The sequence below is a fragment of the Nocardia sp. CA-128927 genome (genome assembly GCF_050955855.1).
Lineage (GTDB): Bacteria > Actinomycetota > Actinomycetes > Mycobacteriales > Mycobacteriaceae > Nocardia.
The window spans coordinates 2,078,366-2,098,255 of the sequence record NZ_CP192087.1; the positions used below are offsets into that span (position 1 = coordinate 2,078,366).

Below are 19,890 nucleotides of genomic sequence, written 5' to 3' on the forward strand. Positions count from 1 at the left end.
CGAATCACCAAATTTGTGCCAGATCCGGGATTCAGCTGCCGTTGACAATGCGATGGGGCGGCCACAGTTAACTCAGTAGAACAGCTGGTCTGCCGCAAGGGGGTAGCCGATCGGCCGAACCCGACTCCCTCACATCGTCGGCCCGGGTTCATGCGGCACGGTCGAGCAGGAGGAAGGTGTCGGCAGCGTCGCGCTTACGCTGCCGGCAAGACGATTCGCGCGGTGGTGCCTTCCCCGGGCCAGGTGATGAGTTGGAGGCGGCCGGAATGGGCGGCCACGATCGCTGCGGTGATGGACAGGCCAAGGCCGGACCCGCTGTTTCCGGTGCGTGATTGGCTGGCTTTGTAGAAGCGGTCGAAGACGTGGGGGGCTTTGTCTGGCGCGATACCCGGGCCGGTGTCGGCTACCTCGATGACGAGGTAGCGATCGGCCTGGGGAAGGCGCGACCCGGCCTGCGCGGTTACCGGCGATCGAGCGGTCGGATCGGCGTCGACCACGTCGACCCGGACGGTGATTCGCGCAGTGTCGGGGGTGTGTACCAGGGCATTGTTGATCAGGTTGGTCATCGCTTGGTGCAGGCGCTGCTCGTCACCGATTACCCGTACACCGGAGGTATCGCCCACCTGGAAGATGCGGCGGGTGGTGCGGTGGCAGGCGTCGCGGACCACGTCGGCGGTCAAGGCCGCGAGATCGACCCGGACGAGGTCGAGCGGTCGTTGCTCGTCGAGTTTGGCCAGCAGCAGTAGCTCGTCCACCAGTCCGCTCATCCGGATGGCGGCAGCTTCGATGGGAGCCATCATCTCCCGTGCGTCGGCGGCGGTGTGGTCGGGGTCGTGGCGGAAGAGTTCGGCGTAGCCGCGAATCGTGGTCAGCGGGGTTCGTAGTTCGTGGGAGGCATCGGCGATGAATGATCGCATCCGCTGCTCGGAGGCCTCCGAGTTGCGCATCGCGGTGGCCAGCCGGGTGACCATCACATTGAACGAGGTGGCGAGTTGGCCTGCCTCGGTGTGCGAGTCGGCGTCGGGAACTCGGCGGTCGAGATCGCCCGCGGCGATCGCGTCGGCGGTCTGGGTGATCCGGGTCAGTGGCCGCAGACCCAGCCGAACCAGCACTGCCGCGGTCACCGACATGGTCAGTAGCAGCACTGCGCCGGCGGCGAGCTCGATATCGCGTAGCCGGGCGGTGATGGCCTCGACGGTGGCCAGGGAGATCGCGACCGCGGCGGTGCCGCCTTGTGGCTGTGCTTGATTGGGCGGCTGGACGAAGGTCTTGACCCGCCAGTGCGTCGAATCTTTCTGATCGTCGACGGTGAAGGGGTGGTCACCTCGGGCGCGGGTCGCGTCGAGGTCCATCGCGGGCAGCGCGGGATAGGTGCTGGTGTCGTCGGGTGCGCCGAGGGAGCCCAACGGTGTGCCGTGGTTGTCGAAGAACATCAGCCGGAACTCCGAAGGCACCTGATCGGCGCCGCCGAGGGGCGGTGGTGGTGGCGGGCGCTGAGCGGTGCGCAGGTCGGCGGTGACCGGTTCGAGTTGGTCGTCGATGCGTTGGACCTGGTATCGGCCGAGCTGCACGACACCGAGTGTGCCGAATGTGGCCAGGCCGATCACGCTGATCAAGATCAGCGCGGTGAGCAGTCGAGTCCGCAGCGTCCACCGCGAGGGACGGCGCAGCACGCTCATTGGGGCTTGGGCAGGCGCAAGGTGTAGCCGACGCCGCGAATCGTGTGGATCAATGGGGGATCGAGGTCGTCGATCTTGCGACGCAGTTGGCTGATGACACCTTCGACCACCCGATGCTCGCGGCCCTCGGCATCGGCCCAGACTCGTTCGACGATCTGCTGTTTGCTCACCACTTTCTCGGCGTTGATCAGCAGATAGTGCAGCAGGCTGAACTCGGTGGCCGACAGCTCGATCGACCGACCTGCCCTGCTCACCCGGTGGGCGTCGACGTCGAGCTCGAGGTCGGCGTAGCTCACCGTGGTCTCATCGACGGGTTCGGCGCTGCTTCGGCGCAGGATCGCTTGGATTCGCAAGGTCACTTCCTCCAGGCTGAACGGTTTGGCGACGTAGTCGTCGCCTCCGGCCAACAGGCCGGCGATGCGGTCCTCGGTTGCGTCGCGTGCGGTGAGGAACAGCACCGGGACGGTGTTGCCCGCCTCCCGGAGTCGCCGGGCGACGGCGAAGCCGTCCAGATCGGGCAGCATCACGTCGAGCACGATGAGGTCGGGGTTCTCGCTCGCCGCGACAGTCAGGGCCTGGGCTCCGGTTTCGGCGGATCTGACCTGGTAGCCGCCCATGCGTAGGACCGAGCACAGGAGGTTCAAGATGCTCGGCTCGTCATCGACTACCAGGACTGTCGCACCGTTGGTCCGAACGCGATCGTTCATGAACAGCAGGATAGGTCGATTCGGGCCCCGACCACGGAGCGACGGGGGCCGTGCCGTCGCTCCGATGGTTGGATCAGTTCTTCGGTTGGGTGAGGTCGTAGAGGGTGACCCCGTCGACCTCGGTGGCGGTGTAGTGCTCGCTGACCCAGCTGGTGATCTTGGCCCCTTCATTGGTCCCCGAGCCGCGCATGCCACCGCCGGACTCGCCTGCGATGAAGTAGTGGATGTCGCCCTCGGCCACGTACTTCTGGAATTGGGCCAGGGTAGGCGACGGATCGCCCCCGCTGAAGCCACCGATGGCCATGACCTGGCCCTCGCTGGCCAATTGGTAGCCACCCTGTGACATCGCACCGACGGTAGCGCCGACCCAGCGGAAGGAGTCGTGGTCGGCGTCGAGCAGGGCGACGACCTTGTCACTGACCTTGCTGTTGCCCATGCCCGGCATCGCCGGCTGGTCGGTGCCGCGCGCGCCCGGCGCCTGTGCGCCACTGGGCGTAGCACCACCGGGATCGGGAGCGCCGCCACCGGTCGGGCCGCCGCCGGGGAAACCGCTGGTCGGCGTGGTAGGACCGTTGCCAGGGCCGCCGCCGGGCGCACCGCCGAATCCGGCCCCCGCGCGCCCGGTCTGCGGGCCCGCGGTCGGGATGGGACCGGTGTGTGCGGTGGCGATGGTGTCGACGGTGTAGGCGGAGGGGCCCGCGATCCCGACGAACAACGCCGCCAGCGCCGTCACCACCGCGAGCTTGCCCCGGCTCGCGACCGAGAATCCGAGCGCGGCGAGGATCGCGACCGCCGCGATGACCCACTTCAGCCACGGCACGAACTCCGGGGTGCGATCGAGCAGAATCCAGGCCGTGACGGCGGTCGCGACGACCGACGCGATCAGTGTCAGCCGAATCCACCACCGATTCCGGTGGGGCCACAGCAGGCCGAGGCCCGCGGCGATGGTGCCGGCCAGCGCCGGTGCGAGGGCGATGGTGTAGTAGTCGTGGAAAATGCCGCTCATCAGGCTGAACACTATGGCGGTCACCACACCCCACAGGCCGAACATGACCAGCGCGGCGCGGCGCGGGTCGCTGCGGCGGGCTCGACCGCACACGACGATCCCGGCGACGAGCAGGATCAGCGCCGCCGGAATCAGCCAGGCGATCTGACCGCCGGCCGAGGCGTTGAACATCCGACCGATCCCGCTCTGCCCGAACGGCCCACCGCCGAAACCACCGGGCATGCTTGGCATATCACCGGGGATGTCCGGCATTGCGCCGCGACCGCCGCCCATACCGCCCGGGCCCTCGCCGCCGGTGAGTCGATCGAGGCCGTTGTAGCCCAGGGTCAGCTCGATGATCGAATTGTGTTGCGAGCCACCGAAATACGGACGACTGTCGGCGGGCCACAGTTGGGCGATGAGAATCCACCAGCCCGCGCCGGCGACCATTGCCGCGCCTGCCGCGAACAGCTGCGCGATCCGTTTACCCAGCCGGGGCGGGCCGAACAGCAGATAGGTCAGCGCCAAGGCCGGCAGCACCAGCAGTACTTGGAGCTGCTTGGCCAGGAACCCGAAGCCGACGAACATCCCGCACAGCGCGAGCCAACGCCACCGACCGTCATCCAAGGCCCGGCTCATCGCCCACACCGCCGCCAGCATCAACAACACCAGCAGGGCATCGGGGTTGTTGAATCGGAACATCAACGCCGCGACCGGGGTCAGGGCTAGCAGCAGCCCGGCCAGCAGACCGGCGTTGGCACCATAGTGTCGACGCACGATCGCCCACAGCAATACCACCGACCCGACTCCGAGCAACACTTGCGGAACCAGCATGCTCCAGCTGTTCATGCCGAAGATGCGCGCCGAGATCTCCATCGGCCAGAACGACGCCGGGGTCTTGTCGACAGTGATCGCGTTGGACGCGTCCAACGAACCGAAGAAGAACGCCTTCCACGAGGTGGCACCGGCTTCCACGGCCGCGGCATAGTAGGTGTTGGCCCAGCCGTTGGCCGACAGGTTCCACAGGTATGCGCCGGTGGTTCCCACCAGTAGCAGGGCCAGCCCGATCCACTGCCGGTGGCTGTCACGGGGTGGCGGATCGTCGCCGCGGACGGGGCGGGTATCCAGGTGCCGAGGTGGCACAGTCGCGGTCTCAGTCATGACTACTACCCTCGCTCGAGTCGTTAGCGCTGACCTCGCGGTCAGCTGGGAGCCTGCTGTGAACCATTTCCTCGGATCTCGGCGCGGCCGGGCGGCCCGGACACGACAACGGCCCCGCCACCGCACCGGCACAGGGGCACAGGCAGGACGGGACCGGTGAGTCGGATCAGGGTGCTCAGTTCGGCGGCTTGGGCGCGAGCGAGGCGCAGGCCTCGAACGCCTTCTGTTGATCCTCGGACAGGCCAGGCGGGGTCGGACGATCCGAGGGCGGCGTGCGCATCTCCCCCGACGGCGGCGCCTCACCACCGGGCGGACGCTCACCCGAGGGTCGTTGACGATCAGAGGGGATCGTCACCCCTTGCTTCGACAGACACTCCCGGAAGGGCGCGCTGGGATCAGATGCGGTATCGGGCGTGGCCGCCGAGGTAGTGGTCGACGAAGCGGTGGCCGAGGATGTGTTGGGGGAGTTGGTGGTAGCGCTGTTGTCGGTGCCGCACGCCGCGAGCGACGCGACCGCGGCCAAGGCCACCAGTCCGAGGGTGGCGCGGTCGACCATAGTCCGGTTGGACACGAGATCATCGATCCTTTCGATTGGGGAGATGGGCCCGGGGCCCGGTTGGTTGGGTCTTCACCGACACGACGCGGGCACGGTCACCAGGGCAGCGGCACCGTTTCTGCTTTCGGCAACGCCGATAGTTGTCTCCGTTCCTTCGCGCAGGCTCGCGGCTGACTGGGAAGGCGCTGGCAATCGAGAATTCTCCTCGACCGCTCGAATCGTGATGGGAAGCAACCGAATTGGGCATCCGCACGACCGCCGTCGCGGGCCTATTGCCCGGTGCTGATTCAGTTGTGCCGCACAGTGGTTCGACTCGTCGCGACGTTGTTATCGCCTGATCATCGAACGGCCTGGTCGGCGGTGAGGCGCGGCGACGGACGTTCGCTGGGGACGCGTTCGTCGACAGCGTTGCCGAAGACCACGCGCAGGGCCAAGAACCTGGCCAGCGTCGCGACGAGATTGGCTACGACCAGCACCACCAGTTGCAGCGCCACCGAGGCGTCGGGCACCCAGCGGTGCAGAGCGAACAGCGCACCGCTGGTGACCAGCAGCCCGAAGCCGAAGATCGCCAGCCCTTGCAGGTGATGGGAGACGACTTTGGTCGGTCCGCGCACGCCGAAGGTGAAGGTGCGGTTGAGCGCCGTATTGCCGACCGCGGTGATCAACAACGCCCCGAAATTGGCGACCTGGGCGCCGACCATCGGTTGCCACAGCACATAGAGCAGCAGGTAGGCCAGGGTGGACACCACGCCGACGAGACCGAACCGCACGAGTTGGCCGACCATCCCCAACGGCACACCGTCGATGAGCGGTTCGCGGCCCACCGCCCGGCGCAGTTCGTCGATCGGCAGCGACCCGGTGGCCAGCGCCCGGCTGACCCGCCAGATGCCGAGCAGGTCTTTACGCGCGGTGTCGATGATCTCGACGCGGCTATCGGGATCATCGATCCAGTCGACGGGCACCTCGTGGATACGCAGACCCGCCCGTTCGGCCAACACCAACAACTCGGTGTCGAAGAACCACTCACCGTCTTGCACCAGCGGCAGCAGGTGGCGGGCAACGTCGGTGCGCATGGCTTTGAACCCGCACTGGGCGTCGGAGAAACCGGCCCGCAGCGAGGCTTTGAGCAGCACATTGTAGGAACGGGAGATGAATTCGCGTTTGGGTCCGCGCACAACCCGCGACGAGCGCGCCAACCGGGTGCCGATGGCCAGGTCGGAATGCCCGGAGACCAGCGGCGCGATCAACGGCAGCAGCGCGTTCAGATCGGTCGACAGATCCACGTCCATGTACGCGACCAGCTGGGCGTCGGAGGCTTCCCACACCGCGCGCAACGCCCGACCCCGACCTTTGGCGGGCAAATGCACCACCGCGATCCCGTCGAGTTCGTCAGCCAGGATCCGCGCCACCTGGAGGGTCGCGTCGGTGGAGGCGTTGTCGGCGATGGTGATTCGGGTCGAATACGGAAAACCGGAATGCAGGAATGCGTGCAGTCGGCGCACACAGATGCCGAGATCAGCTTCCTCGTTGTAGACGGGCACCACCACATCCAGGATGGGCGCGCCGATGGCGGCGTCGAGGTGGGCGTGAGCACCAGCGCGGATCTCGGTCATCTTTCTACCTTCGATCGTCTAGCTCCCGGCCCGCTCGGACCAACCTGGGAGTTACCTGGTAGCTCCGGCGCTTCGCCCGAGGCCGGGCGCGCCAGGATTGATCTGCGGTGTCCGCCAGAACGTTGCTGGCCTCGCCCACGTGATGCTGGTCGAACTCAGTGTGGCGCAGGCCCGGCGACCGTCGCGGTGCGTGCCGGGATGCTGGTGGGGTACCGGGTGGTGTTTGAAGCGCGTAAGTAGTTGTATGCCAGTGTGTTTCAGTTGAGCTGATCGTCTGGCGTCAGCGTGGCCGGGCAATCTCGTTGCTGGACAGCCGATTCGCAAACCCGGTCGCGGGTCGGGTCGATCCAGTAGGGTTTGCTCGATGGTCGACTAACCTGGTGTGCGCGCGTTCACCACCACCACCACCACCGTCCTCGTTGACAACGCCATCCCCACGGCAGCGGCACCAGCCGACGCAAGCGCTGTCGAGCAGCACGGCCAGGATGACGATGACGCCGGCCGGGGCGGCGCCCCACGTTCCAGCCGCGGCGCCGTTGCCGAGCACCCTGGCCAGGGCCACATCCTTGACCGCATCACGGAGCAGATGTGATCGGAAAGCTTCATTGAGCCGAATAGCGCGCGGCACCGCCGCGGTCAACCGGATGTTGAACGTCTTGGCCGAGCGGGCGCCCCACACGTAGGTGAACCAACAGTCGTTACTGCTGGATGCGCTCGCCACGATCGCACGCCCACTGCCCCCGACTGGGCCACGGGATTCGAGACGATTTGGTGGCGCTGGTCGAGGTCACCGCCGAACGGTCCCAGCATCCGCGTGACGGACGGCTACTGCAGGCGTTACTCGCCGAGCATCATGCATTTCCCGAACTCTCACGGGAATACGAGAACACCATCGTCGCACCGCGCCGGCAGGCGCTCTTAGACACGGTGCACCGCGGGATGTCCACCGGCTCGCCCGACTGCTGGTGGGAGCGGGATCAGGGCGAGTTTGGAGCCTTTGCCGATGACTCGCAGCACGCGGTGGCCGTGTTCCTCACCGACATCGTCGACGTCGGACTTGCATGCTTCGAAGATCCGTAACCCGAGTAGTCCCAGCATCGCGGTCAACGCGAAGTCGAATGGGTTGGCCGAGTCGCGGGCCGCGGTGAGTAGTGCTTCGAACTGGAGATGTGAAAGTCCTAGTGTCGGTGACTCGTTCGGTACTCGGGGTCGGCGGACGTACTCGGCCGGCGAGTGGTCGATGACTCCGTCGATCACGCGGGTGCGGTAGAACCCCGAGACGACCGCGGCGCGGCGAGCGACGGTGGAGGGCTTGAATCGGCGGATTTCCTGCATCCATCGCACATACCGTTCGACCTCGGCCCGCGCCACCAACAACGGCAGCAGCTGATGTTCGGTGCACCAGCAGAAATACAGGCGTAGGTCCGATCCGCAGTGGATCCGGGAGCTTCCGGTGAACCGGCCGAGATAGGCCGCGCAGGCCAGCCGCAGTACGAGATCGTCACCAGCGAAGGCGGCGTCGATATCGGATGAAGTACCCATGCACCACGATGCCCACCGGGTGCCAGGAGACAAAAGACAGCTCTCCGTGGGCGCCCGCGGTCGATCAGTCCACGGTGGGGTTGGTGGGTGTTTGGTTGTCGAGTGCGTGTTGGAGGTCGGTGTTGAGGCGTTGGGCTTCGGCGAGTTGGTCTTCGAGGATGACGATGCGGCAGGCGGCTTCGAGGGTGTTGCCGGTGTCGACGAGTTCACGGACGCGCCCGGCGATGCGTAGTTGGTAGCGGGAGTAGCGGCGGTGTCCGCCGCAGGAGCGTTGCGGGGTCAGTAGTTTCGCGGCGTCGAGACCGCGCAGAAACGCTTGGGTGACGCCGAGTATTTCCGCGGCGCGGCCCATGCTGTAGGCGGGATAGGTGTCGTCGTCGAGTTTGTCGTCGGCGCTGGCGTCGTCGGCGGGGTCGGTGTTCGGTTGCTGCACAGCACCTCTCGGGTTCAACGTTGGCAGGCCCCGGCGCATGTGCGCCGGGGCCTGTGAATTACGGAAGAGGGGGATACATATTAATTCTGTTCACCGGCCGTGAAAGCCGATATTGCACACCACATCCGGCACGTGCCGGGACGCGGAACCGATAAGTGACTACTCAGTGACCACCTCCTGGATTGCCGAGCTAACCCTCGCGTTAGATGTTTGCCTTGCAGCTTCGCCCCCTCCGGCGGTCCGGCCGACTGCACCGGATTCTCTTCTCCGCCGGAGGGGCGGGTGGATCTTCATGTTCCGGGCAGTTCACCTGCCCGGCCTCTGGACTTCTCTGTTCGACGAGAGCGACTCTATACCGTCCCTCGCGGAATGTCTACACCCACCACGATAGATTTCTTCCACCTGCGAAGACGGCCTATATGCTGCCTCGACGGAGGCTTATCTGCTGGTAGTCGGCCCACGGTGGGTGGGAACAGCCTCGCGGGGACCGGTCACATAGGTCACCGACCAGCACATGACGCCGGGGGAATGCTCGTAGCCGCCGCTGCGCTCGATGCGGGCAGGCCACTCACCGTCTTCGCACAGAGCCGACTCGACGTGCAGGCGGACGACAGCGTCGAGGGCGGCAGGGGTGGTCGCTCGAGGAATGTAGATGTCGATCTGCCCGGTGCGCGGTGCGGTCATTCGCCCATTGTGCGGGCCACAGGACATCGCGGCGTCGTAAACCGGTCCTCTTCGGTCCCAGTTCGAGCGACTCCCCATTCCGTTGGTACGTGGCCGAGTCACTGATCGACGAGCTCAGCGTAGGAGTCCTGTGTACCCAGAGACCGATCTCGATGATGTTTGTCAGATAGGCAAGCTGTGGGAAGTAGCGCCCTCGGCGGGGTTGGGGCCGGTATGTTGGTTGCGTATCAAGGGATTTCGTGGGTATTTCAACCGAACCATGATGTCGCGCCGAGGAGGCCGCTGATGCCCGCTTTTGACGGTCGTGACGAGGTGCGGTTGCGTCCGGATCAGGCGCATCCGGCCCGCATGTATGACTACTACCTCGGCGGCAAGGACAACTTCGGGGTCGATCGGGAATTCGCGGCCCAGGTCGCGAAGGTGTTCCCCTCGGCCGGGCCTGCCGCGCGGATCAATCGGGAGTTCATGCATCGCGCCACGCGCTGGATGGTCACCGAGGCCGGCATTCGCCAGTTCCTCGATATCGGCACCGGTATTCCCACCGAGCCGAACCTGCACCAGGTCGCCCAACAACTCGCCCCCGAGGCGCGCGTGGTCTATGTCGACAACGATCCTCTGGTGTTGACCCACGCGCGGGCGTTGATGCAGGGCACCGAGCAAGGGCACACCGCCTACGTGCAAGCCGATGTCAACGACCCGACCTCGATCCTGTCCGCACCACAGTTGCTCGAGACTTTGGATCTGAGTCGACCGGTGGGGTTGAGCATGATCGCGCTCATCCATTTCGTGACTGACGACCAAGACCCACACGCCATCATCACCACCCTGATGAACGCCCTGGCACCGGGCTCGTTTCTCGCACTCACCACAGCCACACCCGATTTCGCCCCCGACACCTTCGAACGCATCACCACCATCTACCGCGACGCCGGGATCCGCGTGCAGTTCCGCAGCCATGACGAGTTCGCCAGCTTCTTCACCGGGCTGGAACTGGTCGAACCCGGTGTCGTGGTACCGCACCGCTGGCGGCAGCCAGAAACCGATTTCCCCGGATCCATCGACGCGGATGTCTCTGTATACGCTGGGCTCGCCCGCAAGTAAGACTATCGCCGGTTTCCGTTTGGGGTCCGTGTGGATGCCACCGCTGCGGAAAGACCTACTGAAATCGGCTAGCCATTACCGAGCGTTGAGAAAGCCTTGTCGAGCAACAAATTTGGACGCCTGCCCAACGCGCGATATGCGGCATAAGCGTGCGTTCGCTGGACACGCCAAGCCACCTGACGTCTCGACTCTTGGACCTGGTCGACGGTCAACCGGCTGGTCGGTCTTGAGCCCCTGAACGTGACACATATGACACAAGTAAAGCGCGAGAGGGGATTTGCGCCCCTCAGTCGTCGGAGTTCAATGCACCTGCGGGTTTCCTGTCATCAGCGTTGCGGGAATTTGCGAACCTGCCTATTTCAGGTGGCCTCGGGCATGATCCGCATGCCGATCCGGACGTACTCCGGATTGCTTTCCACGCAGACGAATTCGCGAAGGCGCTCACCGTTCCAACGGTGATCGAGGAGGTTGCGGCACGCGAAGCTCAAGTGCCCGATCCCAGCGCAAAGGTCGATGATGCGGGTTCCACGACGTCGATCCGCATGTCGCCCGCCAGCCCCAGGGGCATGAAATACGCGCCGTCCAAACAATGTTCGGGATTGGCGGCCTCTTGCCAGTGATCCAGTACGAACCTCTTCTCCTCGTCATCGAGGTCGCGGTCGGCATCGATCAACGAGCAAGCTTCACGATGCAGCTTGGCTTGGCTCCTGCTCAATGTCGTAGACATACAAAACTTCCTTCGCTGAGGGCCCCGTTGCCGATGGCTGGGCGGTGGGGTGGGATCGTGCCGATGCGTCGCGCGGGTGGGCAACGCATCGAAGAGCGAAATCTGGTTGGACGCCGGGACGCCGGAGCGCACACCGGTCGTTATGGCACGGCGCGGTGGGCGTGGGATCGGTTGCGTGGGAACGGGATCGGACCACAGACCGGGGTCGGCGGCGGCCACAGGCTCGGCGCAGGCACACAACGCGTCCATGGCCTTTTCCGCCAGTAAAGGGCATAGCGGAAACAATTTCGGCAATCGGTGATCATGCGTTCGCCGGTGACAGGGTCGGAGCGAGAGAGATGCTGACAACCAGGCAGCCGGAGATGGGCAGTGCGTGAGACCATCGACCAGGCTTGACTATCACTGCTGTGGAGCAGGTGACCGGCCAACGCGAGCGCAGACTGGGATTGGAGGAAATCTCAGACGGGACAGGATGAATGGAAATTCCCGCCGCCGAGAAACGCGCTCTCTCCAAACAGAGGTCGGGTTCGCGGGTCGGCGGGCCGGCCGTTCAGTCAGCCTTGACACCCCCCGCCGCCAAGGCAGACTGATAAGGCCCGCCGACCCGCGAAGACTGCCCTGTCGTCTACCTCAATCCGCGTCGTTCTCGCCTAGTACTGCAACGACACTCAGTTGAGGGGGTGTCCGCGGCGTCGGTAGTGGGAGAGGCGGGCTTGGTATTGGCGGCGGCGTCGCCATCTCGACCAGGCCCAGGTGTGATCGGTGTCATGGTGGCGGGTGAGGACGAGTGCGACGAGTAGTCGGCGGATCTCCGGTAGTGTCAGCGCGATCATGCCTTCGTCGTGGTCGACGAGTCCCCTTTGCGGCAATGGCTTTGGACGCGGCCAGCCAGGCCAGGGCGAGCATCGACAGGGTGATGTGGGCGTACCAGGCCCGCCAGGATCGGACCTGGTAGTGGTCGAGTCCGGCCTCGCCCTTGGCTTGTTGGAACGCTTCCTCGATGTGCCAGCGAGACCCGGCCGTGAAGGCCAGATCGACCAGCCGCGCCGAGGCTGGGCCGTAGCAGAGGTAGTAGGCGATCTCGGTCGGGTTGCTGATGCTGCGCCGCGCCAGCAGCCAGTGCCCGCGCCCACCTGCCCAGGTGCCCTCGATCTGGCGGCGCGCCCAGTCGAATTCCCGGGGCCCGTGCGCGCCGGCACCGACCGAGAGCCGCTGCCACGTCGAAGCCTTGAACTCGGCGACCAGGGCGTCAGCGCGGGCACTGCGGTCGGCGCGGGTGGTGATCTGCTGATCGCATCGGGTGGCCATCACATAGAACACGTCACGTTCTTCGAGCCAGTCACGCAGGTAACCAGCCTGGCCGTAGGCTTCGTCGGCGGTGAACCATCGAAACGGCACCCCGGCGGCGAGTATCCGCTCCAGCATGGCGATCACCTGCCGCGGTTTGGTGGCGAACTCGACCTCGTCAGGGATGCCCGCGCCCCGGCAGCGGTCACGGTCACCGGTCCACGACTGGGGCAGATACAGTTCCCGATCGATCAACGCGTGCCCGTGCGTGGACGCATACGCCAGAAACACTCCGATCTGGCAGTTCTCGGTGCGTCCGGCCGTTCCCGAGTACTGCCGTTGCACCCCAGCCGATTTCACACCCTTCTTCAGGAACCCGGTCTCATCGGCTGCCAGCACCGCCTCCGGATCACCGAGATGTTCGATGACGTAATCACGCACGTCGTCGCGCACACCCTCGACATCCCAGTCCGCCTTCCGCAACAACCGCTGCATCCCCTGTGGGCCTGCCTCCCCGGCATGCTCGGCCACGGTCCACCCGTTCTTGCGTTCCAGACCCGCGACCAGCCCCGACACATATTCACCCGCCCGAGCACGCGGCTCAGACCGCGTGAACCGGGCCCCGATCCTGCTCATCAACGAATCAAACTCCGCCACAACACGATCCAACACCACACAACAGAACTACCAGCAACTACTCAACTGAGTGTCGTTGCAGTACTAGGAGCATGTGCGTGAGCGCGGCTCCCATTCCGAGCACCACAACCGGCAGGCACGCGACCATTGTCGTGATCGGCCACGGTGCGATACGTGTTCCCGCGGCCTGCAACAGGTGGCGGGCGATCTGTCCGGCAGCGCCGAGCGTCAAGCTACCGATGGCGGACCACTTGGCGTAGTTGACGGTCTTCGTGGTCCGGATGCGACCTGACAACCAGATATATAAGGCGTACGACGCGTAAGCCTCGACGCCGATCGGGAGCGTGATTGCGGTGTTGACGCGGGCGGAATCCCAGATGCCCGGCAGGGGATGGATGACACCGAATCCGGTCAACTCGCCCAGGCCGACCCAGCCGGACCACACCGCCACCGCTGCGGGCAGCGCGATCAGCAGCACGGGCCAGATCCTGACCGGGCGAGACGACGTTCGCGATGCCTGAGCTGCTCGAGTGCCGAGACCGGTTTCGTAGTCGGTGACGTCGTCAACTGTCAACTCGCTGAATGGTGACGCGTCGACTCGGCGGTGCTCCGGCACGGGTTCATCGACAGGCGACGCGTCGATCTCATCATTTGTACGAGACTCTGTAATTGACGCGTCCACCGGCTGCTGTTCGAGCTCGAGTGTCGCCACCTCGGTGACCGAGTTCTCCATCATATCCGCGAGGCCGACGCCGTCAGGCGACGCGGGCAGGGCGTCGGCGACTCCGGCGGGAGCCTGCCGATCCGGGCCGGCAGGGCGAGACCGGCGATGGTGAGTTCGCCGCCAATCGTTTACCACGTTCGATGCGTGCTGACGCGAGACCTGCGCTCCGCAGCGCGCCAGGACTGAGCGGACGTCGTCGGTCTTGGGGTCTCCGAACAGCTCGCACACGAGCTGCATCATGTCCTTCTTTGTCGAGCAGCCTTCGAGGGCTGTTCGGAGCATGACATCGTCGGGCACCTTCTCCAACGGGTTGAAACCTGCCGAAAGCAGTGCCACCGCGCCTTGACTGCCGGGGCGTGTCGTAGGAAACGTCGCTTCAATGGTCATAGTGATGTCTCCATCCGGCCCGTTCACGCCACTGCGGCGAGTGGATGGGGTTCGCCGGTCAAGGTGGCCAGCGCCAACGCGACTTCCTCGAGGCTGGCCCGGGTGTAGATGACGGTCGAACCCTCGGATTTCCCTTCGGCGTGCCCGGCATAGGCGCGGGCCACGGCGAAGCCGAAGTTGTGTTCCACCCACTTCAGGGTCGTGTGCCGTAGCCAGTGGATGCTGATCTGCTGTTTTTCGACCCACGGCAATTCGAGCCCGATCCGGGTCCACAGTCCGTCGTAGCGGCGGCGGGTGATCGGCTTGCCGTTGCGGTAGCGCAGCAGTTGTTCACCGAGTTGCACGCCACGCTCCTTGGCATGATGGAGCAGGTTCGCCATCAGCGTGGGCGAGACCGGTTGCCAGCGAGGGACTTTGCCTTTCTCTACGAGGTAGATCAGGCATTGCTGGGGGTCGAGGTCGTCGAGGCGTAAGCCCAGGGCGCCGCCCCGTCGGCATGCGGTCTCGGCGTGCAAGCGAAGCAGCAGCGTGTCCAGGTCCGGGTCGTTGCCGGTGGTCGCGGCCACCCGCGCTATCTCGGTGAGCTGTTCAAGCGGTAGGCCCCGCCTGGTGGACGGGATGCGACGCGGTTTGGCTACTCGTTTGGCCGGGTTGTCGCCCGGCCGGAGAAATCCGTCGTTCTCGGCGTGTTTGTAGAGGAATCGCAACGCGCCGATCATCGCCTCGGCGGCTCCGCGGCCGTCGCGGGCGTTGCGGTCGGTCTTGGCGTTGCGCCGTGCCTGCTCACGCATCTCGGTGATCTCGGCGATCGTCGGTTCGTCGATGCGCCGGTCGCCCCATTCGCGTTCGACTCGTTTCCAATGGGTGTTGAACGTGCGCAGGGTCGACGCGGCGGCGACCCTGGCCCGGACGGTGGGGATGTAGTCGGCGAACGTCGGCGCGGTCGGGCGGATGTCGAGGAGGTCGGCCGCGGTGATGCCCATGCGTGCGAGCAGGGTGCGCGCGGCGTCGAGTTCGGCCGCTGTGATGGCGGGGGCGAAGGTCGTCATGACTGTTCACCGCCGTCGATGCGGTCGCGGATGTCTGCGACGATGTCGGCGAGGGCGTTCTGGCAGACGATGATCAGTCGCCGCTGGTCGGGATGGGCGGCCAGCAGGACGCGGTCGCCTTTGCGCAGCCGGATCGCCTTGCGGATGTCGGCAGGGATGGCGAGTTGGCCGTTGCGTGCGATCGCGTGGCCGCCGGGCTCGCCGTCGGTGACCAGTAGTACGCCGGGCGCGGCAGGCTGGATCCGGACCGGGGTGCCCGGCGTCCAGCCCAGCGAGCCGAGCACCGCGCGTTCGGCCAGGCGGCCGGCGTGGTTGACCAACACGGAGCCGTAGACGATACGAATCCGGTCCAGCGAGGTCGGCAGCATCGGATCCAACCGCCCGCCCCGCAGGCGAGCCGGAGGCAGGCCGACGTCGGGCGGTGAGGCAGCACCGTGTTCGGCCGCCGCTGGAGCGAGCGGAGCGAACGGGAGGAAACCACCGGTGGTCGGTGTATCCGAAAGGTGTTCTAGCGCGCTAGAACACGCGATACGAGGATGGTGTCCAGGAGTACCGTAAGTGTGCGCCATCAGGGACTCGAACCCCGAACCCGCTGATTAAGAGTCATTCGGATGGGGTGTCATACCTGCATACACCGGACTTTCGTCTGATAAAACTGCCTGATCAGACATGTAACTGCTAGGTGTAAGGCGCAGTTGCATGCAGATAGATGTGTGCAGTAGTTGTGGGTACGAGGATGTGGGTAGCAGCGCCTGAAGGCGACGAATCCGCATCCCGGTAGCCACCAACTTGATGGAAGGCAGTCCGTGAGCAACCCCAAATCCGTGACCACCGAGGCGTGGCTGAATCGTTGGATCGACGAGATCCACCGCTCGAATGTTGTGCCGATCACGCATGCTCGGTACTCCCGCATCATTCAGCGGCACTTCAACCCAAGCATCGGCCATATCGCATTGGGTGAGTTGACTATTCGCGACCTCGGCCAGACCTGCGAACAGGTGTCGGATGCCCTTGCCACCCCGGCCGAGGCATACCGCATCCTGCGGGCGGCGCTCGTGTCCGCGGTGGAGAACGGCGTAATCGATCACAACGTCGCCGGGCAGGGCGCGCTATGACAGCGACGGTGGCCAAGCCGATGACGAAGAAGGCAAAGAAGGCCAAGACCCGCCGCGCTGCCAACGGTGCTCCGAGTTGCCGGTGGGTCAAGGCGAAGGGTCTCTATGTTGCACGCCAGGCGAATCCAAACCCCGATGGCAAGCCGCTCTACACCTATTCGGTGGATTACGACGCGGCACTTGAGAAGCTGCGCCTGAAGTACGATCGCGCGCTCAAGGGCCTCGACACCAGCGTGCACTCAGAATCGGTACACGCGTGGCTGGAACACTGGGTCGAAATCATCGCCAAGCGCACCGTTGTCCCGAAGACTTACAACTCATACCGCGGCATCGTCGATACGCACATCGTCCCGCTGATCGGTACGAAGAAGCTGCGCAAGCTGAAGGTCGAAGATCTCGACGAGATGTACGACCAGATCGTCGTGCGGGTGCGCGCAGAGAACAACGGGCGCTACGACGGGTTTGCCACCGCGCGACTCGCGCAGCGCGTCATGCGCGCCGCGCTGAATGCAGCCATGGCCCGCGAGGAAGTCGACCGCAATGTCGCCAAACTCTCGACGCCGCCAGGCAAGTCGAAGAAGGTCCGCCGCGCGATGACGGCCGATCAAGCAAAGGCGCTGCTGCGGACCGCATTTGAAGCCAACCACCCGCATACGGTCGCCATCGCGGTGATGCTGTTCACGGGCACGCGCCTCGGCGAGGTCATCGGACTGACGTGGGATCGAGTCGAACTGTCGACCCGCCCCGACGGCACCGGCGGCTGGGTGGATGTCTCCTGGCAGCTCCAATCGCACAAGAAGCTTCACGGCTGCGGCAAGCCCAATGCGGATAACAACTACCCGTGCGGACGTAAGCGCGGAGCGTTCTGCCCGCACGGCTTCTTCGACTTCCGACCGGACTACGAGAACGTCCACGTCCTCAACTCGCTGTTCCTGACCCGCCCCAAGGCGGGCAGCCTGCGCCAGATCCCGATGACCCCGCAGCTGAACGCGTTCATGATGTTTCAGGCGCAGAAGACGAAGGACCGGCCCGACAATCCGAACAACTTCGTGTTCCTCGACCCCCGCAAGCTGCTCGGCGCCGAACCCATTCCACCGCGCTACGCGTGGGACATGTTCAAGAGCTGCATCCTGTCCGCCGGGCTGCCGGAGGATCTCGTCAACCACGAGACCCGCCACACCACGGCCACACTCCTGAAGGAAGCCGGCGTCGATGTCGACACCATCCGGATGATCATCGGCCACACCGAGACCGAGACCACCCTGATCTATATCCACATCAACCAAGTAGCCGCACAGCAGGCACTCGACCAACTCGATGCCTTCCTCGGCTTCACCGATCTTCCCGCAGTCGCAGCGGGGCATCTGGCCCTTTCGGCCTAACCCAAATCCGCCGATACCCGGCGTAGCACGTCCAAAAGGACGAACCCCCGCGGAGCAGCCACTCCGCGGGGGTTCTCAAACACCAAATGAAGGTTGGTGCACGTTTTATGCTATCTCGCGTTCAGGACTCTCTTTCGCGCGTCACCGCTGTTCAGGCCGCCGCTGCGTGCTCGGTTGCAGTCGGCGCATGCTCGTTCATGGTCAGCTACTCGGACCTCTCCGGCCTGGCAGAGAAGTTCAGCACCGCGCACCCGTGGTCCATCCCGCTCGTGGTCGATGGTCTGGTGATCGGTGCGACGATTGCTGCCGCCGCGTTCAGGGCTGGGGGCCGTAAGGCGTACGCATGGGCGTTGCTGAGCTTCGGCGCGCTGCTGTCCATCGCAGGCAATGGTCTTGCGGCCTGGTACAACTCGGGCTCTCCGATCGGCGTAAGCATCTCCGCGGTGCCGCCCCTGGTACTGCTGCTGATCACCCACCTGACCATGATGCTGTGGTCGGAGTCCAACGAGAAGGCCGAGCAGCCCGCTGCCAAGGAGGCCGCGCCGGTGGTCGAGGAGACCACCCCCGCGCTGATCGAAACGTCGGCGCGGACCGACGTCGATAGAACTACCGAACTCCTACCCGTCGAGGTCTTGGAAGGCGCGTCGGCGGCTTGACTGCGCCCGGCCGGGCAAAAAGACACCTCGCACACACCGGTGGCTGTTCATGCCATCCCGGTGCGTCGCGCTGTGCCTGTAGTCCCGGCCCGTCATGTCGGGTTGGCCGGCCTGGCAGCCCGTTCGGGCAGGCCGACCCGACGTGACGTGCTCCGGCGACTCGGCACGGAACAGGATCCACGACCACCGCCCGGCGCCGACACGCCTTGAGCGATCCCTCCACCAACGGACTCACCTTCGCGGAGAGCACCGGTGACTATGCGTGCCCGCGTACGCGATGTCGTTATGGTGTCGTGGTGACCGCCTCGTCGCGTTAGCTTGTTCTCCGACCACTTCGGCAATGAAGAGGCGGGGGGATGTCCGCTGATGTCACCGGGTTTTTTGGAACCGTTGCGTGGTCGATGGCGTCCAAGCTGACATGACGGATAAGAAGAATCCCCGCCCCCGCTTGTCGCCTGCTCCTGGGTATGAGCCGCAGCCGGATCGTAAGCGTGGATCGCGCGAGGAGGCGGTTGTCGACTGGCCTGCGTTCTTCTGTGATGTGATGCCAGGCTGTAGTTATCACCACCGAATTCGGTCGACCTCGGCATCCGGTTGGTGCAGCTGATGGTTGACAACCGAATGCCGGTTGCGGTACCCACCAGTCGGTGGACTTAATCGACGAGGAGACCCGGACTCAGCGGTCCGGTCGGTGCGCCGAGCGTGGTGCGCCGACCGGACCGCGCCTAGCAGTTACTTGGAGCCGCCCCAGTCCTTCTCCAATTGTTCGTCTATGCATGTTCCCAACCGGTCGATCTTTCCTTTCGCCTCTTGTTGCTCGCAGTACTCGAAAGCGCGTTGTTCCGCGTCCCTATCGGGGCCTCCGGGGCCTCCGGGGGCAGCGGAGGCCGCCGCAGCCCCGAAACCCAGCGCGGCCGTTGCCGCGATTACGCCGATAGCACCGACTACGAAACGGTGAGCCATGTGTAACCCCTTCTCGATTAGAAAGCGGGTACAGAGTTGATCGACAGCTCCAAAGTTTAGAAGTCCCGCCGGGGCTCGTACGAAAGGCGCGCCATTGTCCATCGCATGCCTGGCTCGCCAATGCGCCCCAGCTATAGGTAGGCGGCTGCCTGGCAGGCTGACCGCTGGTTTCGAGGAGCTCCCAGGCATAGTCACGGGTCGGTCTCAGGCCTTGTTGGCGGCTACGTGCCCAGACTCCGTCTTGCGTCAACCCCTTGGCAGGATCTGGATGGTCGCATGATATGCGCCGGGGGTGGTGTAGCCGGAGCGACTTCGCGCTCTTAACCGCCCAGACTGTTCCACGGAGCCAGCGGACACCGGCCGTATCGGCTAGTCCGTCGCACAATCGACCACTCTGTGGCGATGTAGGGCTGGCTCGCTGCTGACGGGCTGGGCGCATTGGCGCGGAGCGGCTGCCTCCGCCGAGTGTCTGCTCCACGATGACGGCATTATCGCGGGGGCGT

At 65.1% G+C, this 19,890-nt stretch carries 20 protein-coding genes and 1 pseudogene; 5 read left to right on the plus strand and 16 right to left on the minus strand.

Annotated elements, in window-relative coordinates; genetic code table 11:
* Positions 1-194 precede the first annotated feature (194 nt).
* From ACQPW1_RS09800 to ACQPW1_RS09825, 6 genes are all read right to left on the minus strand, one after another.
* A complete protein-coding gene (locus ACQPW1_RS09800; RefSeq protein WP_433662406.1) occupies positions 195-1,679 on the minus strand; it encodes a sensor histidine kinase in 1,485 nt (494 codons plus the stop codon).
* Positions 1,676-2,386 (minus strand): response regulator transcription factor, encoded by a 711-nt coding sequence (locus tag ACQPW1_RS09805; protein WP_433662407.1) that lies wholly within the window; start codon positions 2,384-2,386, stop codon positions 1,676-1,678. The genes ACQPW1_RS09800 and ACQPW1_RS09805 overlap by 4 nt, the downstream gene beginning before the upstream one ends.
* A 73-nt stretch (positions 2,387-2,459) precedes the next feature.
* Positions 2,460-4,532 (minus strand): ArnT family glycosyltransferase, encoded by a 2,073-nt coding sequence (locus ACQPW1_RS09810; RefSeq protein ID WP_433662408.1) that lies wholly within the window; start codon positions 4,530-4,532, stop codon positions 2,460-2,462.
* A 175-nt stretch (positions 4,533-4,707) separates the two neighbouring features.
* The gene (locus ACQPW1_RS09815; protein WP_433662409.1) at positions 4,708-5,103 is read right to left on the minus strand and encodes a hypothetical protein; all 396 of its coding nucleotides are present in this window, start codon (positions 5,101-5,103) and stop codon (positions 4,708-4,710) included.
* 323 nt (positions 5,104-5,426) lie between these two features.
* Complete coding sequence (locus ACQPW1_RS09820; protein WP_433662410.1) at positions 5,427-6,701, minus strand: glycosyltransferase; 1,275 nt, start codon at positions 6,699-6,701, stop codon at positions 5,427-5,429.
* 280 nt (positions 6,702-6,981) lie between these two features.
* Positions 6,982-7,422 carry a hypothetical protein gene (locus ACQPW1_RS09825; RefSeq protein ID WP_433662411.1) on the minus strand — a complete coding sequence of 147 codons (441 nt, stop codon included), beginning with the start codon at positions 7,420-7,422 and terminating at the stop codon, positions 6,982-6,984.
* Between ACQPW1_RS09825 and ACQPW1_RS09830 the strand changes: the two are divergent.
* Positions 7,410-7,592, plus strand: a pseudogene (locus ACQPW1_RS09830) (hypothetical protein); the annotation flags it as partial. The gene ACQPW1_RS09825 and the pseudogene ACQPW1_RS09830 overlap by 13 nt on opposite strands.
* Before the next feature lie 27 nt (positions 7,593-7,619).
* Here ACQPW1_RS09830 and ACQPW1_RS09835 read toward each other — a convergent pair.
* From ACQPW1_RS09835 to ACQPW1_RS09845, 3 genes are all read right to left on the minus strand, one after another.
* Positions 7,620-8,243: a tyrosine-type recombinase/integrase gene (locus ACQPW1_RS09835; RefSeq protein WP_433665602.1), complete on the minus strand. Its 624-nt coding sequence runs from the start codon at positions 8,241-8,243 to the stop codon at positions 7,620-7,622.
* 64 nt (positions 8,244-8,307) lie between these two features.
* The gene (locus ACQPW1_RS09840) at positions 8,308-8,676 is read right to left on the minus strand and encodes a MerR family transcriptional regulator (RefSeq protein ID WP_433662412.1); all 369 of its coding nucleotides are present in this window, start codon (positions 8,674-8,676) and stop codon (positions 8,308-8,310) included.
* A gap of 438 nt (positions 8,677-9,114) precedes the next feature.
* Positions 9,115-9,360 (minus strand): hypothetical protein, encoded by a 246-nt coding sequence (locus ACQPW1_RS09845; RefSeq protein WP_433662413.1) that lies wholly within the window; start codon positions 9,358-9,360, stop codon positions 9,115-9,117.
* 285 nt (positions 9,361-9,645) lie between these two features.
* Between ACQPW1_RS09845 and ACQPW1_RS09850 the strand changes: the two genes are divergently transcribed.
* Positions 9,646-10,461: an SAM-dependent methyltransferase gene (locus ACQPW1_RS09850; RefSeq protein ID WP_433662414.1), complete on the plus strand. Its 816-nt coding sequence runs from the start codon at positions 9,646-9,648 to the stop codon at positions 10,459-10,461.
* Positions 10,462-10,820: 359 nt separating this feature from the next.
* On the opposite strand, the gene ACQPW1_RS09855 is transcribed toward ACQPW1_RS09850, so the two are convergent.
* The 6 genes from ACQPW1_RS09855 to ACQPW1_RS09880 all read right to left on the minus strand — a co-directional run bounded on the left by ACQPW1_RS09855 (position 10,821) and on the right by ACQPW1_RS09880 (position 15,639).
* Complete coding sequence (locus ACQPW1_RS09855) at positions 10,821-10,949, minus strand: hypothetical protein (protein ID WP_433662415.1); 129 nt, start codon at positions 10,947-10,949, stop codon at positions 10,821-10,823.
* The gene (locus tag ACQPW1_RS09860; RefSeq protein WP_433662416.1) at positions 10,946-11,188 is read right to left on the minus strand and encodes a hypothetical protein; all 243 of its coding nucleotides are present in this window, start codon (positions 11,186-11,188) and stop codon (positions 10,946-10,948) included. The genes ACQPW1_RS09855 and ACQPW1_RS09860 overlap by 4 nt, the downstream gene beginning before the upstream one ends.
* 765 nt (positions 11,189-11,953) lie before the next feature.
* Positions 11,954-13,150 carry an IS701 family transposase gene (locus ACQPW1_RS09865; RefSeq protein ID WP_433662417.1) on the minus strand — a complete coding sequence of 399 codons (1,197 nt, stop codon included), beginning with the start codon at positions 13,148-13,150 and terminating at the stop codon, positions 11,954-11,956.
* Positions 13,151-13,169: 19 nt separating this feature from the next.
* Entirely contained in the window at positions 13,170-14,222 is a 1,053-nt protein-coding gene (locus tag ACQPW1_RS09870; RefSeq protein ID WP_433662418.1) for a hypothetical protein, read from the minus strand.
* A 23-nt stretch (positions 14,223-14,245) separates the two neighbouring features.
* Positions 14,246-15,271 carry a tyrosine-type recombinase/integrase gene (locus ACQPW1_RS09875; protein WP_433662419.1) on the minus strand — a complete coding sequence of 342 codons (1,026 nt, stop codon included), beginning with the start codon at positions 15,269-15,271 and terminating at the stop codon, positions 14,246-14,248.
* Entirely contained in the window at positions 15,268-15,639 is a 372-nt protein-coding gene (locus tag ACQPW1_RS09880; protein ID WP_433662420.1) for an AbrB/MazE/SpoVT family DNA-binding domain-containing protein, read from the minus strand. Before ACQPW1_RS09880 ends, ACQPW1_RS09875 begins: the two co-directional genes overlap by 4 nt.
* A gap of 438 nt (positions 15,640-16,077) precedes the next feature.
* Between ACQPW1_RS09880 and ACQPW1_RS09885 the strand changes: the two genes are divergently transcribed.
* From ACQPW1_RS09885 to ACQPW1_RS09895, 3 genes are all read left to right on the plus strand, one after another.
* Positions 16,078-16,386 carry a hypothetical protein gene (locus ACQPW1_RS09885; protein WP_433662421.1) on the plus strand — a complete coding sequence of 103 codons (309 nt, stop codon included), beginning with the start codon at positions 16,078-16,080 and terminating at the stop codon, positions 16,384-16,386.
* 8 nt (positions 16,387-16,394) lie between these two features.
* Positions 16,395-17,768 carry a tyrosine-type recombinase/integrase gene (locus ACQPW1_RS09890; protein ID WP_433662422.1) on the plus strand — a complete coding sequence of 458 codons (1,374 nt, stop codon included), beginning with the start codon at positions 16,395-16,397 and terminating at the stop codon, positions 17,766-17,768.
* 107 nt (positions 17,769-17,875) lie between these two features.
* Positions 17,876-18,424, plus strand: coding sequence for a DUF2637 domain-containing protein (locus ACQPW1_RS09895; protein ID WP_433662423.1), 549 nt, complete (start codon positions 17,876-17,878; stop codon positions 18,422-18,424).
* Between the two features lie 732 nt (positions 18,425-19,156).
* Here ACQPW1_RS09895 and ACQPW1_RS09900 read toward each other — a convergent pair.
* The gene (locus ACQPW1_RS09900; RefSeq protein WP_433662424.1) at positions 19,157-19,387 is read right to left on the minus strand and encodes a hypothetical protein; all 231 of its coding nucleotides are present in this window, start codon (positions 19,385-19,387) and stop codon (positions 19,157-19,159) included.
* Positions 19,388-19,890 lie beyond the last annotated feature (503 nt).

What these genes read in the sequence shown, in the direction of transcription:
- ACQPW1_RS09895 (WP_433662423.1), top strand. Translation starts at nt 17,876, where the DNA reads ATGCTATCTCGCGTTCAGGACTCTCTTTCGCGCGTCACCGCTGTTCAG.
- ACQPW1_RS09810 (WP_433662408.1), bottom strand. Translation starts at nt 4,532, where the DNA reads ATGACTGAGACCGCGACTGTGCCACCTCGGCACCTGGATACCCGCCCC.
- ACQPW1_RS09870 (WP_433662418.1), bottom strand. Translation starts at nt 14,222, where the DNA reads ATGACCATTGAAGCGACGTTTCCTACGACACGCCCCGGCAGTCAAGGC.
- ACQPW1_RS09860 (WP_433662416.1), bottom strand. Translation starts at nt 11,188, where the DNA reads ATGTCTACGACATTGAGCAGGAGCCAAGCCAAGCTGCATCGTGAAGCT.
- ACQPW1_RS09850 (WP_433662414.1), top strand. Translation starts at nt 9,646, where the DNA reads ATGCCCGCTTTTGACGGTCGTGACGAGGTGCGGTTGCGTCCGGATCAG.
- ACQPW1_RS09845 (WP_433662413.1), bottom strand. Translation starts at nt 9,360, where the DNA reads ATGACCGCACCGCGCACCGGGCAGATCGACATCTACATTCCTCGAGCG.
- ACQPW1_RS09900 (WP_433662424.1), bottom strand. Translation starts at nt 19,387, where the DNA reads ATGGCTCACCGTTTCGTAGTCGGTGCTATCGGCGTAATCGCGGCAACG.
- ACQPW1_RS09805 (WP_433662407.1), bottom strand. Translation starts at nt 2,386, where the DNA reads ATGAACGATCGCGTTCGGACCAACGGTGCGACAGTCCTGGTAGTCGAT.
- ACQPW1_RS09880 (WP_433662420.1), bottom strand. Translation starts at nt 15,639, where the DNA reads ATGCTGCCGACCTCGCTGGACCGGATTCGTATCGTCTACGGCTCCGTG.
- ACQPW1_RS09835 (WP_433665602.1), bottom strand. Translation starts at nt 8,243, where the DNA reads ATGGGTACTTCATCCGATATCGACGCCGCCTTCGCTGGTGACGATCTC.
- ACQPW1_RS09875 (WP_433662419.1), bottom strand. Translation starts at nt 15,271, where the DNA reads ATGACGACCTTCGCCCCCGCCATCACAGCGGCCGAACTCGACGCCGCG.
- ACQPW1_RS09800 (WP_433662406.1), bottom strand. Translation starts at nt 1,679, where the DNA reads ATGAGCGTGCTGCGCCGTCCCTCGCGGTGGACGCTGCGGACTCGACTG.
- ACQPW1_RS09820 (WP_433662410.1), bottom strand. Translation starts at nt 6,701, where the DNA reads ATGACCGAGATCCGCGCTGGTGCTCACGCCCACCTCGACGCCGCCATC.